Genomic DNA, 16,006 nt, shown 5'->3' with positions numbered 1-16,006 from the left:
GCATCCGGCGATGGACCACCCCCACCCCCCACTTTCGGCAGCACGACCGAGCGGGCGGCACCTCGACCACGAGCGCCACCCCGGGCCTCACCTGCCCGAGCGCGGGGGAGCGGCGGTCCTCATGACCCGCCCACCGGCGCCCCCACACCGCCACAATGAGCAGTTGTGGGAACCCTGCACATCTTCGACATGGACGGCACCCTGCTGACCGGCACCACCGCCAACCAGGAGGTCGCCCGGCACCTGGGCACCCTCCCCGAACTCCACGGCCTCGAGGCCCGCTTCGCCGCCGGCACCCTGGACACCCGCGGCTTCTCCGCCGCCATCCACCGCCTCTGGCACCACCTCACCCCGAGCACCGTCGCCACCGCCTACACCACCGCCACCTGGCTCAACGGCATCGCGGACGTCTGCGCCGACATCCGCGCCCGCGGCGAGCACTCCGCCGTCATCACCATGTCGCCCGACTTCTTCGCCCGGCACCTGCTGGACCTCGGCTTCGACGACGTCATCGCCTCCCGCTTCCCTCCACTGCCCTTCACCGAACCCCTCGACCCGGACGGCGTCCTCACCCCCGCAGACAAGGTCACCATCACCGAAGACCTCCGCACCCGGCACGACCTGCCGTCCTCCCGCTGCATCGCCTACGGCGACTCCATGTCGGACGCACCGCTGTTCCGCCACCTCACCAACACCGTCGCCGTCAACGCCGACCACCACCTGGCCGACCTCGCCGCCCTCGACTACCGCGGCGACGACCTCACCCAGGCGTACGCCCTCGCCCGCACCCTGCTCACCCCCTGACCACCCCAGGCCACCACCCCAGGCCACCAGCCCCGCGCCGACAGGCCCCGCACCGACAGGCCCCGCACCGACAGGCCCCGCACCGACAGGCCCCGCACCGACCACCACCGGACCCGGCTCCCCGCCACCGGCCCGCGAGCCCGCACGGCGAAGCGGCGCTCACATCAGCGCTCCACCGGCCCCAGCAGCGGATGCACCCGCATCGCCGCCTCCAGCTCACCCGGCAACTCATCCCGATAACGCCCCAACGTCGACAGATCCGAATGCCCCAGCACCCGCCGCACCGCGTCCATATCCGTCGCCGCAGCCAGCAGATGCGTCGCCGTCGTATGCCGCAGACCATGCGGCGTCACACTCCGCCGCCGCCCCGGCTCCACCCGCGCCTGCACCCGATCGATCACCGCCTGCACGTCACCCCGCGCCAGCCGCCGCCCCCGCCACGACAGCAACAACGCCTTCGGCTCACGCCCCCGATCCAACAGCGAACGCCCCTCCGCCACATACGCGTCCAACACCTCGACGACCGGACGGGGGAGCGGCACATCCCTCGTCCGCCCACCCTTACCGAAGATCCGCCAATACCGCGTCCCCGCGTTCACGAAGAAATCCTCGACGTTCGCCCGCGTCAGCTCTGACACCCGAGGCCCCACCGCCGCCAGCAACAACACGATCAGCCCATCCCGCAACTCCGTCCGCTGATCGGCCCGCCGCCCCGGCTCGGGCGCATCCCGCACCAACCCCCGCGCCGCCCCCAGCAGCCCCTCCGCCTGCTCGGCCGTCAGCGCCCGCCGCTCAGCCCGCAACCCGCCCCGCTCCTTCGCCCGCAACGTCACCGCACCCATCGGGTTCAACTGCACCCACCCCGCGATCGTCGCGTACTGGAAGAACGCCGACACCGACCGGCGGAACCGCGCCTGCGACGCCGCACTCTGCAACGGACCCGCACCGGCCGAACCTCCCGGCGCCCGCACCCGCCGCCCGTCCGGCTTACGCGCGAACCTCAGCAGCACCTCATCGACATCCTCACCCGACAGGTCGTCCAGCACCCGCTCCCCACCCGCCAACCCCGCGAACGTATGCACATCACGCGCATACACCTCGGCGGTACCGGGCGCCAGGGCACCCGTCGCGGTCTTCGCCCGAACCATCTCCGCATAACGGTCGACGGCCACGGCCACGGTCAACGGCTGAACATCGGTGGGACGCACCCGCCGACGCTACCGTCCGCCACCGACAGAAGCCCCACTAAGATCGAACAGGAGGTGCACCATGGCCGAATGGGAACTGTTCGACCAGGTCGGCGAAGTCGTCCGGGGAACCACCCCGACCGAACTCGGCGACCTCCACCTGCGCGTCCACCCCCGCGGCGTCAAAGCCTGGTTCGACAGCCCCGAACCCGGCCGCGAACACTACGAGGCCCAGCTCATCAACGCCGACCTCCTCCCACAAGCCCGCACCCGCGCACTGGAGATCGGCTTCCACGCCGAACACCGCGCCGAAACCGACAACGACGCCGCCCTCACCCGCCTGACCGCCGCCGAACCCCGCTGGCGCCCCCAACTCGGCACCGCCCCCGTCGCCGGCCCCTTCATCGGCCCGGCCACTTGGCGCCGTGTCTCCGAAACCTGGCTCGACCCCGACCTCGACGGACCCGACATCGCCATCGAGATCGGAGTCCGACTCGTCGACTACATGCGCGCCCTCGAACCCCACCGCACGGCCCCGGCCACCTGACGCCCCCGACGGCACAGCCACACGCCGCGCCCACTCTCCACGGCCCGCGGCACTCACCCGTGCGGGACGCCTCCCGCGTACTCGGACCGCAGGAACCGCACCAGACGCCCGTTCACCTGGCGCGCACGCTCCTGCTGCGTCCAATGACCACACCCGCGCAGGACCACCACATCGCGCAGACCCGGCACCATCGCGCGCATCGGATCGAGATCCTTGTTGAACACGTACGCGGAGTCCCGATCACCCGTCACGTACAACGCGGGCTGCCCGACCTTCAACGTCCCGATCTCCGGCAGATCCGACCAGTCGAAATCGAGAGACCGATAACGCCGGATCGCCCCGGCAAACCCCGTCCGCCCGAACTCCCGCACATAGTGGCCGAACTCGGCATCACCGAGCCAATGCGACCAGTGTGAAGGACGACCGGGATCGGGAAGGGGATCCAGATAGCCGGACCCCTCGGGCGTCCGCATCAACCAGCGCGGCACCAGATCGGCCGGGGCATCGCCTGACAACGCGAACAACGTCATGCGCAGCGTGCGATCCACATCCGCGTCCAGCTGCGCCTCCGCGACACCCTGCCGCTGAAAGTAGACGACGACGTTGAACATGCCCGGATTGGTCTGCCGCATGTACTGCGTAATGGGCAAGGGAAGCCGCCCCGGATAAGGCACCCCCAACGACACCACCACCGGAAAACGCTCCGGATACAACTGCGCACCCGCCCAGGCGACCGTCGCCCCCTGATCATGTCCGACGACCGCCGCACCCCGCACACCCAGCGCATCGAGCAACCCGGTCAGATCAGCCAGATTGTCGCGCAGGCTGTACCCGCCCGCCACCTTCGGAGCATCCGTACGCCCGTACCCCCGCAGATCCGGAGCGACGGCGCGAAAGCCCGCCGCCGCCAGAACGGGAAGCTGATGACGCCAGGAATACCAGAACTCCGGAAAACCGTGCAGGAGCAGAACGACCGGCCCCCGACCCGCCTCGGCCACATGCATATCGATCCCGTTCGTCCGCACGATCCGATGACGAACGGCGAAACGCCCCCCGGTGACACCGTCGTCCGCCGGCCCCGGCACCGCCCCCGCTGACGCCATTCCAGAACCCGCCGCCACACCGGCGGTCGCCAGCCCCGCGACACCGGACACCCGCAGAAAACCCCGACGATCAAAAGACCCGCGCATGGCAACTCCAATCGGCCACGAATCGATGATGCGGACACCGACGATTGTCAGTCGCACCAGCGCCCCGGGTCGTCGTCCCTCTGCGGTGTCCCTCACTACCGCACCGGACGTACACACCCCCGCAACCGTCCTACTCGCGAACAACACGGCAGGCCCCCGCCAGAAAACCCGGCCGAGGCCGCCCTCGCGGCCCCGTCGGCTGCGAGTCCGGGCCACGACCCGCCGGGGGAGTGGACCTGTACCCCCATCCGTGGCAAGTCCCGCCCATACGCTCGAGGCCTGTGCCACGACCCTCAGCTGCGCACGACCTTCGACAGAGCGGCTTCGCTGTACCAGAAGGCCCGTCCGGACTATCCGGACGAGCTGGATGGCGACCTGCTCACGATGACGGGGGTGAAACCGCCCGCGCGCCTCCTGGAGGTGGGGTGCGGCCCTGGGAAGGCGACACTGCCGCTGGCGCGGATGGGTTTCCGGATCACGGCGATCGAACTGGGGGAGGCCCTGGAGAAGGAGCCCGTCGTTATACGGCGGGGGACTACATCGCCCTGCTGGAGTGGAGGTGATCACCGAAACGTCCGGGAAGTCGGCCTGGTTGTGCCGCGCCCATGGAACCGGCCAAGCGTGAGCACCTCTTCCAGGAGATACGCCGCCGCCTTGCGGCACGTCCAGGCGGACAAGTGACCCGCCATTGGTCGGCCGTCCTGACAGGCGGCCGCCGACTGTGACGCCCTCCGGGCATTGAGTGAAAAATAGCTCATATGTGGTCATACCGAACAGAAACGAAATTCTGTTCGGTATGACAGCCGGAACACGTGGACGGGCCCGACGGGGAGCGGTCCCGTGATGACCACACTTCTCCACCTCAGCCATCAGCAGATGGGAGAACGGCCACCACAAGATCAAACCAACCGACCTCCAGCGACCGCCTGTCAGCGGTTCTGTCACCAGGGCGCGATATCCGCAGATTTGTGAGAACGCTCGGATCGTCGACGGCGGCGTCGTTGTGTGCCGTTCGAGAAGTGGCGCGGGGCCCGGTGTGTGGGGACACCATAGGCCCGGGATGCCGAACACGAACGGAACGACCGGCGCTCTGCCGACCTCAGGCATGCAGCGGAGCTGAGCGGCCCGCATTGGTTCAGTTGGCGTTGGGTGTGCCGAGGGCGCCCTTTGCTGGCCACCAATCGAGCGTTCCACCCGGGGCATACCGTGGGAGTGTTCACTCGGCAGGTCCTCGGCGAGGGGTGTAGCAGGTCGTCGGGGCGTAGGCCGTGCGACAACCTGCTGCTTCACCTTCTCGCATCCGGCGAAGACTCTGGGGTGCAGACGAACTCCGGCTCGCTCGCGCCGCACCTTGGTGCCCGAGGTGAGGGCGATCAGGCTGCCTGGTCGCGCCCCATCCAAGAGCAGAGCCGGTCCTGCGAGGTTTATCGCTTGGCCAGAGGCCCGGTCTGTCGGAGCCTGATCTGGACCCGTTGCCTTGGCCGCAGAGTGAGTCCCAGTTGCGGCCGGGTCGGAGGTGATCCGACCACCTGGGGACGGAATCTGCTGGTGATGGCGGCCAGGATGAGTTGGACTTCCGCGGTGAAGAATTGCTTCCCGACGCAGGCGTGGGGACCGCCACCGAAGGTCATGTAGGCGAATCGGTGGCGTTGCTGGCCGGGATCGTGCCGTCCGGGGTCGAACTCCAGGGGGTTCTCCCAGACATCGGGGAGCCGGTGGGTGAGGTAGGGGCTCATCACGATGAGGCTCCCGCCCTTGATCGGCACTCCGCCGATGACATCGTCGTTGGCGACCATGCGCGGAAGCATCCACCCTGGTGGGTACAGCCGCAGCATCTCCAATGCGACCTTGCGGGCGTAGCCCAGTTCCAGCAGGTGAGCGCCGGTGATCGGCCCATCGCCGACGACTCGGTCGACCTCTTGCTGGAGGGTTTCGGCGACCTGCGGCTGGGAGTCCAGCACCGTCCAGAGGAAGGTCAGCGCGATGGTGGTGGTCTCAGTGCCGGCGACGAACAGGGAGACAAGCCCATCGCGCAACTGTTGTAGATCGAAACGCTGCCCGTCGGCGGTTCGGGCCTGCAGGAGACGGGACACGATGTCCTCGCCATCAGAGCCCTGTCGCTGCGCCTGCTCGACGATGGGGAACACCAGGCTGTCCACGACCCTCACGGCGCGGCGGAACGTGCGGTCACCTGGAAAGGGAACGGCGTTGGGGACGAAGGGGAACGCCAGCCGGGGGCGCAGCGCCGCGGAGGCGGCCTGCAGGGCAGCGCCAATCCGGTCGGCCTGATCATTGGTGATCTTGTCGCCGATGAGCACTTTGGTGATGGCCCGGTACACGATGCGGGCCATCTCATCGGCGGCGTCCAGCGGCCTTCCATTCTCGGCTCGGGCGGCCATTTCTTGGACCGACGCCGAGATCGTTCGCGCCATTGCATCAGAGAATCGCTTGATGCTCGGGCCGGACACCAGATTTTGGAACACTTCACGTTTTGTCCACCACAGATCGTCGCTTCCCGAAGGATCGCCGATCAAGCGACTGAGTGGACGCCATAGCCAGCCCTGACGCTGATAATTCTCCTTGTTGTCATATAGAACGCGATCAAGATGTTCAGGGCGGGTTATGAGGTAGGGACGGAAGGCCCCTAGGTTTATTCGCAGGATATCACCGCCGACTTCTGCGCCGATCAGTTCCACCGCCTCCAGGGGGTCCCGGATGAGAGCCGGAGCGATGCGATGAAAAGGCATGTTCCTGGTCGACCTTGCAGAAACCATCACGCGAACTCCCCAGTCCTCGTTACAGCGCCATCCACGCCGAAATCAGCGCAAATAGGCATGAAAATACTACTAACGGTGCAATCCGTAGTGAAGTATCACATTCCCTGCTTCTGGCAGCAAGATCCACAGGGGTTAGATCGACGTCCCCGGCACCGAGGTGGACACCGGATCGGGGAGCCCCCAGCCACAGCGCCGGGCTGCCCTTGGCGAGGCTCTTTGCTCTCGGTGGAGTTGCGGCCTCGCACCCCGCGCCACCGGCGATAGACTCGGTGGACGGTCCGCGTTCTGTTGGTGCCGGGGCACGCCGAGTGGGAGCGACTCGGACACCAGGTGACCGACCGAACCGGGATCAAGATCTTCACCCCCGGCCCGATCCACCCGGACGAACGGTTGCTGGTCTGGCGCGACCGACTACCCGAGCTAGCCATGCTCGGAAACCACCGCACCGCCATCGTGTTCGATGTCAGCCAGACCACCGCCGACGAATACCGCGAAGCCCAGGCAAGTCCGTCTCCCCTCGATTTCATCGAGGGGAGCGCCCGCGCAGAGCTCCGCCTGTTCGGTGTCAGCACCACCAAGCCCACCGCCGCGCCCAGCGAGGCGAGCGCTCTGCTGCTGCAGAACCTGGCGCACCACTGGTCAGCCGTCGAGGGCCGCGAGGTCGAGGGCCCCCTCTATCGCTCACCTCGTGGCGCGCATGGCCAGACTGCGCAACCTCGGCCCCGCCCCCGTCCCACCGCACGAACCCGGCGAGATCAACTCGGCGATCAAGGCCAGCGCGATTGCCGTCATCTACATGGCGCGCGAGATCTGGGAGCGGCCCAACGAAACCTGCCCTAACTGCTGGGAACTCGCCGATCAGTGCACCGGACGGCCAGGAGATTAGGAGCGGAGTGCCCGCCCCGCCCCACACCACGTTGGCCGTGACCTTGTGGTGGCGCCGTCGACCGGCCGGACCGGGCCAGCGCACGTTCGGCCGCCGCCCCGGAACCGGGGACCGGGAACACCTGTGGTGGTCACCGGCGCGGTCCGGCTTCAGAAGGTCTGAACGAGCAGGTAAGGGCGTCCGCTCTGAGCGGGCGCCCTTACCTGCGTTGCGGCTCTCTCGCTCCGCTGAAAGTGCTGGCCCAAGCCCGACCGCTCCGACAGTGACGGCACCGCGGGAGACCGTCTCCAGCGCGACGCGCCGGTCGGGACCCGGCCATTTTGCGGGACAGCGATCAGCCGCGCAGCCGCGAGCTCGAGCGGCCGTTCACGACGATCGGCGATCAGAGGTGCACCACGAGGCGATGGAGACCCGTTTCGCCCCTCTTCCTGGCGGTCTCGGGGATGGTCGATAATGTACATTATGTTAAGTTGACTCCTCGGGAGTCCCCGCCGGCCACCACATGCGTCGCTCGCCAGTGACGCCAGTGAATGAGCGCGTCCCTGCTCGGCCGCCCGGCACTTCGAGCAGAGCCTTGAGTGGGGCGTGGTCGGCGCCATCGCAGTTCAGTGAGCCTTTTCCACCCCCCCCGAACGAAGGAGCTCGGACGGCTGGCGTGCGTGGTGGGCTGGTGTAGCGCGATTCGACCTGAACCACGCGCAGGGCCGCGCGGATACATAATGGTGCGCGCTACATCATGTGGTGCGCCGTTGCTGCAGCACGACCCCAGACAGGCCGGGCCTTGCGGCAGCACGAGCCGGGACGCCAGACCCAAGGGAGATAAACGCCGTGGGCGTGTACACATACCTGCAGCCGGTACACGGCGCGGAGCCCGCCGGCAAGGAGGTCGACATCGACACGAGCTGGTTCGACCTCGCCGAAGGCCTCAACGCAGTCGGGCTCGACGGCGAATTCATCGTGACCGGGAACATCTTCATCGCGACCGGGGACGAGGACTCTGACGGCGGAGGTATCTACGAGAGGCAGCTCGACCCCGAGGAAGTCCAGCGGAACTGGCAACAACTGCAGATCGTGACCTTCGAGCGATACTTGGCCGCTTACCAGGAAACGCCGCAGGGGAAGGGTTGCAACGACCCGGGCATCGACAACTACCTCAAGGCTCACTTCATGGCCCTCATGGATGTCTACCGAAGGGCGGCCGACGCAGCGGCAGGTATGAAGATCACGGCCTGGTAGCAGGTGAACCAATCATGCTGTGATCAACCGCCCTCGGACGCCGGTGGAAAACACTCAATGCGTCGACGACTACCTCGCCGATCGTGAACGCGGCTTGGGTACCGTAGACCCCGCCTATCCCCCACGACGGGCCTGATCGAGTACCGAGTAGACCTGTGGTGTCGTTGGGCGGCAGTTACACGTTCCGCCGGTGAGCTCGCGCACGTCTTCCGTCTACTTTCGCCGTCGGCGTCTTGCGTAATGGACTCAACGAGTTGCAAGCGGTGCTCGGGCACAAGAACCTCTCTACGACCAGTCTTTACCCCAAGTCGCCGCCGACACAGCCCGCGACCTCGCCAACCTCTCCCCCGTTCTGGCGCACCTCCAGTAAACACAATCCACGATCCCCGCTCAGGAAACAGACTCGCTGTGATCCTCAGCCCACTCCCCTACCGCAACATCTGCCTGTTCCGCGCCCTGACCGATCAGATGCTGTCGAGGGTGGACTTCCCCGGGCTGCTGCTGGGGGTGTTCGACCGGACCGGGCTGGCAGCCGACTTCACCACATCTCCGGTGCCGACCCGGCGATGGAGGACTTTGCGGCCAGCCTGTGCGGGCTGATCGTGGCCGAGGCCCGCAACCTTGCTCTCGTGCCGATCAAGAAGCCGAACATTCCGCCTCACCTGAGTGGCCCGCACCGTCGAGCGCGGTGATGCCGCGGTCGTGGTGCAGATGGGAGACGAGGAACGTCCGGCCCTTCTCGGGCGGACCGAGCGCGCTGCCGAGTGTGCGGCCGACCGCCTCCCATGCAAGGCGGCCACCTGCGCTCGGTTCCTTCGCTAATCCCCCGGCGCAGACTCGGTGCGCCTCCGCTTGTTCGATCTCCACCGACGATCATAGTACGCTCGTTCTGAAAACGACCGTTTAGGATTCGATAGTTCTGAGGAGTGCCGTGAGCACCCGACCACGTACGGAGAGCCCCTCGCGCCCCCTGCCCACGACACGGGAGGAGCAGTCAGGCAGCGCCCGGCTGGCGCAGGTGGACGCGCTGCGCGGCTTTGCGCTGCTCGGCATCCTGATGGTCAACATCACCTACATGGCCTCCGCCTATCACGGCACCGGCCTGGAGGACCCGGGTCTGGGCGGCCCGCTGAGCGAGGCCGTCCGCTGGCTGGTGGCGGTGCTCTTCGAGGCGAAGTTCTTCCTGCTGTTCTCGTTCCTGTTCGGCTACAGCTTCACGCTGCAGATCGACTCGGCCGAGCGACGCGGCACCCGGTTCACGCCACGCTTCCTGCGGCGCCTGACCGGGCTGTTCGTGATCGGCGTCATCCACGCCGTCGTCCTGTTCCCCGGCGACATCCTCACGCTGTACGCCGTCCTCGGCCTCATCCTGCTCGCGCTGCGCCGCATCCAGCCCCGTACCGCGATACGGATCGCCGTGGCGCTGCTGGCGGTGACCGCCGTCGGATACGCGCTCCTCGCGCTCGCCGTCGCCCATGCGGGCGGGGGCGGTACGATCGCTGCCTCCACGGCATCCGCCGCGGCCGAGGCGACCGAGGCCCTGCGTGGCGGGCCGGCATCGGTCGTCGGCGCTCACCTCCAGGTACTGCCGGACGTGGCCGTTCTGCTGGCCTTCTTCCAGGCGCCGTCTGCGCTCGCCGCCTTCCTGCTGGGACTGGCGGCCGGACGCCGGCGAGCCCTCGCGGACACCGACCGGCACCAGCGACTCCTGCGGCGGCTCCAGTGGATCGGCTTCACGGTTGGACTGCTGGGCGGCATCGTGTACGCGGACGCGAGCCTGAACCACCCCGAGTCCGCATACCAGCTCTTCGCCTTGGGCCTCGACGTGATCACCGCTCCCCTGGTGGCCGCCGCCTACGCGGCGACCGTGTTCCGCTTGGTCCGCGGCCGCTTCAGCCGGGCCGTGGTCACCGCGCTCGCACCAGCGGGCCGCATGTCGCTGACCAACTATCTCGGTCAGTCCCTGGTCTGTGCCCTGCTGTTCACCGGCTTCGGGGCCGCCCTGGTCGGCCGTGTCCCGCCCATCGGCATCGCTGCGATCGCCCTGACCTTGTTCGCGGCGCAGACAGTGGCTAGCCGATGGTGGCTGCGACACCACGCCTACGGCCCGCTGGAGTGGCTGCTGCGCGCCTGGACCACGCTGTCGACACCACCGTGGCGCCCGCACAGCGGGACACGGTCGCCCCAGCCATAGTTTTATTTCGTGCGTTTACTCTCTTGTCCGCTTCAAGAGGAAAGGCGCATTGGTTTGTCCGGCACGGAAATGAAGACCGTCATTCGACAGAAAGTGTCGAACCGAATTCTGGTGGCGGCCGGATTTCCGGTCCTGGGGGCGCGCCTACCGGCAAGCACGAGCAGTTCGGTGGCGGCCAGTGCGCAGTTGATGCCCCAGATCCGGGCGGCCGTCAGATCGTGCACCGCCCCGCGCAGCGGCCCGACAGCCGGGCGAGAGCACGCTGGCCGATCTCGCTCGACGGCACCTTCGCGGCGACCAGGCAAGGGACGGCGTGAGGACCGGCTCCCCCTCCTCCCACGCCAGCCTCCCGATCACCTCCGACTGGCGGACAGCGACCGCCCACACCTCCTCCGAGGCCATCAGCACACCCCGCTCAGGGACTTCCGCCGACCCACCGTCCATGCCACACCATCACCCTTGAGCACGGGAGTACTGACAGCGGAAGAATCAGAAGTTCTCTGCAGGGAACGTCTGACATCGACACAGGGCGATCTTCAGAAAACGAAGGGCTTCTTGAAGGTCGGGGCACGGTCAGACGGCGGCAGTGAGGCCGATCTCTCAGCGTAACGCGTTCGGGAATTCTTCTGCCGCCAAGATCGTTTAATTGGCATGCCACAGCACCAGAATGCCGCTTCCGTACGCCCCATCACCGACGCCGACATCCCCACTGCGGTGGACACCCTTACCCAGGCCTTCGCCGACTACCCCTACACGCAGCACGTGATCGCCGCAGATGACCACGAGGATCGGATTCGGCGCTTCCAGAAGCTGTGCCTGACCCGCATCGGGATGGTGTACGGCCGCGTCTGGGTCGCCGACGCGAGCCGCGCTGTCGCTGTCTGGGCCACTCCCGACCAGGACCCCTCGCCCGCCTTCGCCGAAATCGGCCCACTGGTCGGCGACCTCACCGGTAATCGGGCGGCCGCCTACGAGTCCGCAGAGCAGGCCGTCGCCCCGTATCGGCCGCAGGGGCCGGCGTGGTTCCTCAACACCGTGGCAGTCGCACCCGAAGCCCAGGGGCGGGGCCTTGGCAGCGCGGTGCTGGTCCCCGGCATCGAGGCGGCTGCGCGCGACGGACACCCGGCATTCCTGGAGACCTCCAGCGAGCGGAACGTGGTCTTCTACGAGCGCCTCGGCTTCAAGGTCACAGCCGACGTCCAACTCCCCGACAACGGCCCCCGCACATGGTGCATGCGCAGGGATCCTCGCTAAGAAACTGTGTCAGAACCGCTGATGGGCGACTCGGTGAAGCTGGTCGCGGTGATGACGGGCTGCCAGTTCGCGCTCGGTGACATCGCGTTGGAGTTCGAGCCGATGCGCTCCCACAGCGGGCACCAGCCGGTCGAAGACGAGGACACGCTGAGCGTGGAGGTGTCGCTGCGGATGCTCGCCGAGCGAATCGGGCTGTCCTTCCGCACCGTTCGCACTTCCTGTCAATCAGCAGGACAACGAGGACATGATCGTTGGCGAGCGACAAACGGCCCCCTGCTTCGCGGTGCGCCACTCCCCTGGGCCGTGAGGCGGTGTCAGTGTGCGGTGGGGCCGCCGCGCCAGGTTGGGAGCGGGGTGCGGCCGATGGCGGTGTCGAAGGCGGCGGCGGCCAGGAGGCGGGTGGAGTCCAGGGTGGGCAGCGGTGAGACTTCCGGGGTGATCAGGAGCGGGATCTCGGTGCAGACCAGGGCGACGGCGTCGCAGCCGCGGGCGGCGAGCCGTTCGATGACGGCGAGGTAGGCGTCGCGGGCGGGTTCGGTGAAGACGCCGTTCACCAGCTCGGCGAAGATGATCTCGTTGACGGTGCGGCGGTCGTCCGCGTCGGGGATCTCGGCCTGGATGCCGTGGGCGGCGAGGGCCCGGGGGTAGACGGGGCCGTCCATGGTGTAACGGGTGCCGAGGACGGCGACGCGTTCGCGCCCGTCGCGGGATGCCTGGGCGGCGACGGCGTCGGCGATGTGGAGGCCGGGCAGGGCGAGGTCCTCCCCCGGTTGCTCCAGGGCCATGTGGGCGGTGTTGTCGGGGCAGGCGAAGAAGTCGGCGCCGGCGTGGGCGAGGCGTTGGACGCTCGTCGCGAGGGTGGCGCGGATGGATTGGTGGTCTCCGCTGTCCCAGGCGTCCATGCTGCGGGCCATGGAGATGCAGTCCAAGGTGACGTCGGGGTGTTCGTGCGGGCCGAGTTCGGTGAATCCTCGCTGGCAGAAGGCGCGGAAGCACAGGGCGGCGCCTTCGGTGCTGTGCGCGAGTATGCCGAGGTGCTTCATGGGGTCTCCCCTGGACGCTGGACGGATCGTTCGTTCTGGCGAACTTTTGTTCATTAGAATGAACAGCCTTGTGTTCGTCAAGTCGAACGCATCGGAGTCTGGAGCGAACCCGTGGGAGATGGACCGCCGGAGCCGCCGCTCGATCTCATCGCGCTGATCGCGGCGTCGATCCGCCGGGAGCGTGGTCGGGCCGGGCTGTCGCTGACCGAACTGGCGCGGCGGGCGGGGTTGGCGAAGTCCACGCTGTCCCACCTGGAGTCGGGGGCGGGCAATCCGAGCGTGGAGACGTTGTGGGCGCTCGGGACGGCGCTCGGTGTGCCGTTCAGCCGGCTGGTCGATCCGCCGCGTCCGGGGGTGCGGGTGATCCGTGCGGGGCAGGGGCCGGTGGCGCGTTCGGAGCGGTCCGACTATGGGGCGGTGCTGTTGGCCGCCTGTCCCCCGGGCGCGCGGCGGGACGTGTACCGGGTGACGGCGGAGCCTGGTGGTTCGCGGCTCTCCGAGCCGCATTCCCCGGGGACGGTCGAGCATGTGGTGCTGAGCAGTGGGCGTGCGCTGGTCGGTCCCTCCGGGGAGCCGGTGGAGTTGGGGCCCGGTGACTACGTCGCCTACCCGGGTGATGAGCCGCATGTGTTCCGGGCTGTCGAGCCGGGCACGTCCGCGGTCGTCGTCATGGAGAACGGCTGAGGTGGGGCGGGTCTCTACATCCTGAGGTGTAGGGGGCCGGGCGCCGGTACGCCAAAGGCGCAGGGCGGGTGCACGCTCGCGCCTGATTCGCCGGTGGTGGGGATCGGCCCAGGATCGGTGCGTATCGATCGACCGATCCCCCTTGGAGGGTGAACGTGGACCCGCTCATGCTGGCGCGGGTGCAGTTCGGCCTGACGGCCGGAACGCACTTCCTGTTCGTGGCGCTGACGCTGGGCCTGGCGACGCTGGTGGCGCTGGTGCAGACCCGGGCGGCGGTGACGGGTGGCGCGGTCCACGAGCGGATGACGCGTTTCTGGGGCCAGCTCTATGTGATCAATTATGCGGTGGGCATCGTCACCGGGTTGGTGATGGAGTTCCAGTTCGGGTTGAACTGGGGCGGGATGACGAAGGTGACCGGCGGGGTGTTCGGTGCGCCGCTGGCGATGGAGACGATCGTCGCGTTCTTCGTCGAGTCGACGTTCCTGGGGTTGTGGATCTTCGGGTGGGACCGGTTGAACCGGTGGGTGCATCTGGCGTTGATCTGGGTGGTGACGCTGACGGCGTATCTGTCGGCGTACTTCGTGCTGGTCGCGAACGGGTGGTTGCAGCGGCCGGTGGGATACGAGATGCGGGACGGGGTGGCGCGGCTGACCGATCTCGGGGCGCTGCTGACGAATCCGCCGGCGGTGCTGGCGTTCTTCCATGTGCTGTTCGGGGGGTTGCTGACCGCGGGGCTGTTCATGGCGGGGGTGAGCGGTTACCACCTGCTGCGGCGGACGGCGGAGGTGGAGTTCTTCCGGCGGTCGATGCGGATCGGGTTGCTGACGTTGATCCTGTCGGTGTTCCCGGCGGTGGCGTTCGGGGGGATGCAGTTCCAGTACACGCAGCCGACCAAGAGCGGTAGCGCGTCGAGGATGGCGTCGATGGTGGCGGACTTCACGGCGCGGTTCGGGCCGGACGAGTACCGGGCGCCGGCGCTGGCGGCGGTGGGCGAGGCGCTGATGATGACGGCGTGGACGCTGATGCTGGTGCTGGCGTTGGTGGCGTTGGTGAAGTTCCCGTTCGGGCGGTGGCTGGAGCGGGGGCGGGTCTTTCATGTGGTGGTGATGCTGGCGGTGCCGCTCCCCTATGTCGCGATGCTGTCGGGGTGGGTCTTCCGTGAGGTGGGGCGGCAGCCGTGGATGGTGTTCGGGGTGCTGAAGACCCGGGACGCGCTGTCGGAGGTGGGGGCGGGGAGGATCACGGCGTCGTTCGTGGCGTTCGCGGTGCTGTTCGGGGTCCTGTTCGTGGTGAACGCGTGGTTGCTGGTCCGGTTCGCGCGGCGGGGGCCGGAGGGGGCACGGCTGGGAGGTGCTCCCCCGGTGGAGGCGTCGTCGGCGTTGACGCCGACGTTCTGATCCGCGTTTCTCTGGCCTGCTCGTCTCTGACCTGCGTGTTTCTGATGGGAGTTGATGATGGAGCCGCTCGCGGTGTTGATGATGGCCGTGTTCACGGTGGGGTATCTGGTGCTGGCGGGGGCGGATCTCGGGGTGGGGATGGTGCTGCCGTGGTTGGGGCGGGATCAGCGTGAGCGGCGGTTGGTGATCGCGTCGTTCGCGCCGTTCTTCCTGGGGAACGAGGTGTGGCTGGTGTCGGCCGCGGGGATCGCGGCGGGGGCGTTCCCGGGGTTGGAGCATCGGTTGCTGGAGGGGTTGTATCCGCTGTTCGTGGTGTTGCTGGTCGGCTGGGTGGTGCGTGACATGGGGTTGTGGTTGCGCGGGCGGGTGGACGGGGTGCGGTGGCGGGGTGGTTGTGATGGCGCGGTGGTGGCGGGGAGCTGGTTGGTGGCGCTGGCGTGGGCGTCGGTGTTCGGGTCGGTGCTGTTCGGTGGTGTGGGGTTGAACGCGGGCAGTGTCGTGGGGTTGCCGTTGGCGGGGTTGTTCGTGTTGCACGGTGCGGCGTTCGCGGGGTTGCGGCTGACGGGTGCGCCGGCGGGGCGGGCGGGGCGGTTCCCGGGGCAGTATCCGGCGACGGCGGCGGTGCTGGTGGCGGTGCCGGTGGTGGCGGGGTTGCGGTTGCCGTGGTCGGAGATGGCGGCGCCGGGGATGGGGTTGTCGGTGACGGCGGTGGTGGCGGTGGTGATGCTGCCGTTGCTGGTGGGGGCGCAGGCGTTGGTGTGGTGGACGTTCCGGGGGCGGGTCCGGGCCCCGTCGTATCTGTAGGGG

At 68.0% G+C, this 16,006-nt stretch carries 16 protein-coding genes; 10 read left to right on the top strand and 6 right to left on the bottom strand.

Translation table 11 applies throughout. The features are described 5' to 3' along the window. Window positions 1-165 precede the first annotated feature (165 nt). Window positions 166-804: an HAD family hydrolase gene (locus QP090_RS32435; RefSeq protein WP_285943471.1), complete on the top strand. Its 639-nt coding sequence runs from the start codon at window positions 166-168 to the stop codon at window positions 802-804. Between the two features lie 164 nt (window positions 805-968). On the opposite strand, the gene QP090_RS32430 is transcribed toward QP090_RS32435, so the two are convergent. Next, window positions 969-2,012 (bottom strand): tyrosine-type recombinase/integrase, encoded by a 1,044-nt coding sequence (locus QP090_RS32430; RefSeq protein ID WP_285943470.1) that lies wholly within the window; start codon window positions 2,010-2,012, stop codon window positions 969-971. Between the two features lie 61 nt (window positions 2,013-2,073). Between QP090_RS32430 and QP090_RS32425 the strand changes: the two genes are divergently transcribed. Further along, the gene (locus tag QP090_RS32425) at window positions 2,074-2,538 is read left to right on the top strand and encodes a hypothetical protein (RefSeq protein WP_285943469.1); all 465 of its coding nucleotides are present in this window, start codon (window positions 2,074-2,076) and stop codon (window positions 2,536-2,538) included. A 53-nt stretch (window positions 2,539-2,591) separates the two neighbouring features. Here the strand turns inward: QP090_RS32425 and QP090_RS32420 are convergent, their stop codons facing one another. Together QP090_RS32420 and QP090_RS32415 are read right to left on the bottom strand one after the other, a co-directional pair. Then, window positions 2,592-3,785, bottom strand: coding sequence for an alpha/beta fold hydrolase (locus QP090_RS32420; RefSeq protein WP_285943468.1), 1,194 nt, complete (start codon window positions 3,783-3,785; stop codon window positions 2,592-2,594). Between the two features lie 1,367 nt (window positions 3,786-5,152). Continuing rightward, entirely contained in the window at window positions 5,153-6,424 is a 1,272-nt protein-coding gene (locus QP090_RS32415; protein ID WP_285943466.1) for a cytochrome P450, read from the bottom strand. Between the two features lie 411 nt (window positions 6,425-6,835). On the opposite strand from QP090_RS32415, the gene QP090_RS32410 reads away from it, so the two are divergent. From QP090_RS32410 to QP090_RS32400, 3 genes are all read left to right on the top strand, one after another. After that, window positions 6,836-7,345, top strand: a complete 510-nt coding sequence (locus QP090_RS32410; RefSeq protein ID WP_285943465.1) for a hypothetical protein — start codon at window positions 6,836-6,838, stop codon at window positions 7,343-7,345. A gap of 874 nt (window positions 7,346-8,219) precedes the next feature. Continuing rightward, entirely contained in the window at window positions 8,220-8,627 is a 408-nt protein-coding gene (locus QP090_RS32405; protein ID WP_285943464.1) for a DUF1877 family protein, read from the top strand. A gap of 408 nt (window positions 8,628-9,035) precedes the next feature. Continuing rightward, window positions 9,036-9,227 carry a hypothetical protein gene (locus tag QP090_RS32400; RefSeq protein ID WP_285943463.1) on the top strand — a complete coding sequence of 64 codons (192 nt, stop codon included), beginning with the start codon at window positions 9,036-9,038 and terminating at the stop codon, window positions 9,225-9,227. A gap of 36 nt (window positions 9,228-9,263) precedes the next feature. On the opposite strand, the gene QP090_RS32395 is transcribed toward QP090_RS32400, so the two are convergent. Next, window positions 9,264-9,494, bottom strand: coding sequence for a hypothetical protein (locus QP090_RS32395; RefSeq protein ID WP_285943462.1), 231 nt, complete (start codon window positions 9,492-9,494; stop codon window positions 9,264-9,266). A gap of 64 nt (window positions 9,495-9,558) precedes the next feature. Between QP090_RS32395 and QP090_RS32390 the strand changes: the two genes are divergently transcribed. After that, on the top strand, window positions 9,559-10,821 hold the full coding sequence (locus QP090_RS32390; protein WP_285943461.1) for a DUF418 domain-containing protein: 1,263 nt from the start codon (window positions 9,559-9,561) through the stop codon (window positions 10,819-10,821). Window positions 10,822-11,472: 651 nt separating this feature from the next. Beyond that, the gene (locus tag QP090_RS32385; RefSeq protein ID WP_285943459.1) at window positions 11,473-12,075 is read left to right on the top strand and encodes a GNAT family N-acetyltransferase; all 603 of its coding nucleotides are present in this window, start codon (window positions 11,473-11,475) and stop codon (window positions 12,073-12,075) included. Here QP090_RS32385 and QP090_RS32380 read toward each other — a convergent pair. Together QP090_RS32380 and QP090_RS32375 are read right to left on the bottom strand one after the other, a co-directional pair. Beyond that, the gene (locus tag QP090_RS32380) at window positions 12,072-12,281 is read right to left on the bottom strand and encodes a hypothetical protein (RefSeq protein WP_285943458.1); all 210 of its coding nucleotides are present in this window, start codon (window positions 12,279-12,281) and stop codon (window positions 12,072-12,074) included. The two genes, QP090_RS32385 and QP090_RS32380, sit on opposite strands and share 4 nt — an antisense overlap. 108 nt (window positions 12,282-12,389) lie before the next feature. Next, window positions 12,390-13,118 carry an aspartate/glutamate racemase family protein gene (locus QP090_RS32375; protein ID WP_285943457.1) on the bottom strand — a complete coding sequence of 243 codons (729 nt, stop codon included), beginning with the start codon at window positions 13,116-13,118 and terminating at the stop codon, window positions 12,390-12,392. A 111-nt stretch (window positions 13,119-13,229) separates the two neighbouring features. Here QP090_RS32375 and QP090_RS32370 point away from each other — a divergent pair, with 111 nt between their 5' ends. The 3 genes from QP090_RS32370 (at window position 13,230) to QP090_RS32360 (ending at window position 16,003) form a co-directional block, all read left to right on the top strand. Continuing rightward, a complete protein-coding gene (locus tag QP090_RS32370; RefSeq protein ID WP_285943456.1) occupies window positions 13,230-13,802 on the top strand; it encodes a helix-turn-helix domain-containing protein in 573 nt (190 codons plus the stop codon). 155 nt (window positions 13,803-13,957) lie between these two features. Then, on the top strand, window positions 13,958-15,199 hold the full coding sequence (locus tag QP090_RS32365) for a cytochrome ubiquinol oxidase subunit I (RefSeq protein WP_285943454.1): 1,242 nt from the start codon (window positions 13,958-13,960) through the stop codon (window positions 15,197-15,199). A 54-nt stretch (window positions 15,200-15,253) separates the two neighbouring features. Next, window positions 15,254-16,003 (top strand): cytochrome d ubiquinol oxidase subunit II, encoded by a 750-nt coding sequence (locus QP090_RS32360; RefSeq protein WP_285943453.1) that lies wholly within the window; start codon window positions 15,254-15,256, stop codon window positions 16,001-16,003. The last annotated feature ends 3 nt before the right edge of the window (window positions 16,004-16,006 follow it).

This window comes from Actinomadura xylanilytica (assembly GCF_030283145.1).
Lineage (GTDB): Bacteria > Actinomycetota > Actinomycetes > Streptosporangiales > Streptosporangiaceae > Spirillospora > Spirillospora xylanilytica.
The sequence above is the reverse complement of the archived record's forward strand: the minus strand, read 5'-3'. Positions and strand labels throughout refer to the sequence as shown.

Bases quoted from the DNA above. Each gene is read 5' to 3' on its own strand.
- QP090_RS32425 (WP_285943469.1), top strand. From the start codon at position 2,074: ATGGCCGAATGGGAACTGTTCGACCAGGTCGGCGAAGTCGTCCGGGGA.
- QP090_RS32385 (WP_285943459.1), top strand. From the start codon at position 11,473: ATGCCACAGCACCAGAATGCCGCTTCCGTACGCCCCATCACCGACGCC.
- QP090_RS32375 (WP_285943457.1), bottom strand. From the start codon at position 13,118: ATGAAGCACCTCGGCATACTCGCGCACAGCACCGAAGGCGCCGCCCTG.
- QP090_RS32360 (WP_285943453.1), top strand. From the start codon at position 15,254: ATGATGGAGCCGCTCGCGGTGTTGATGATGGCCGTGTTCACGGTGGGG.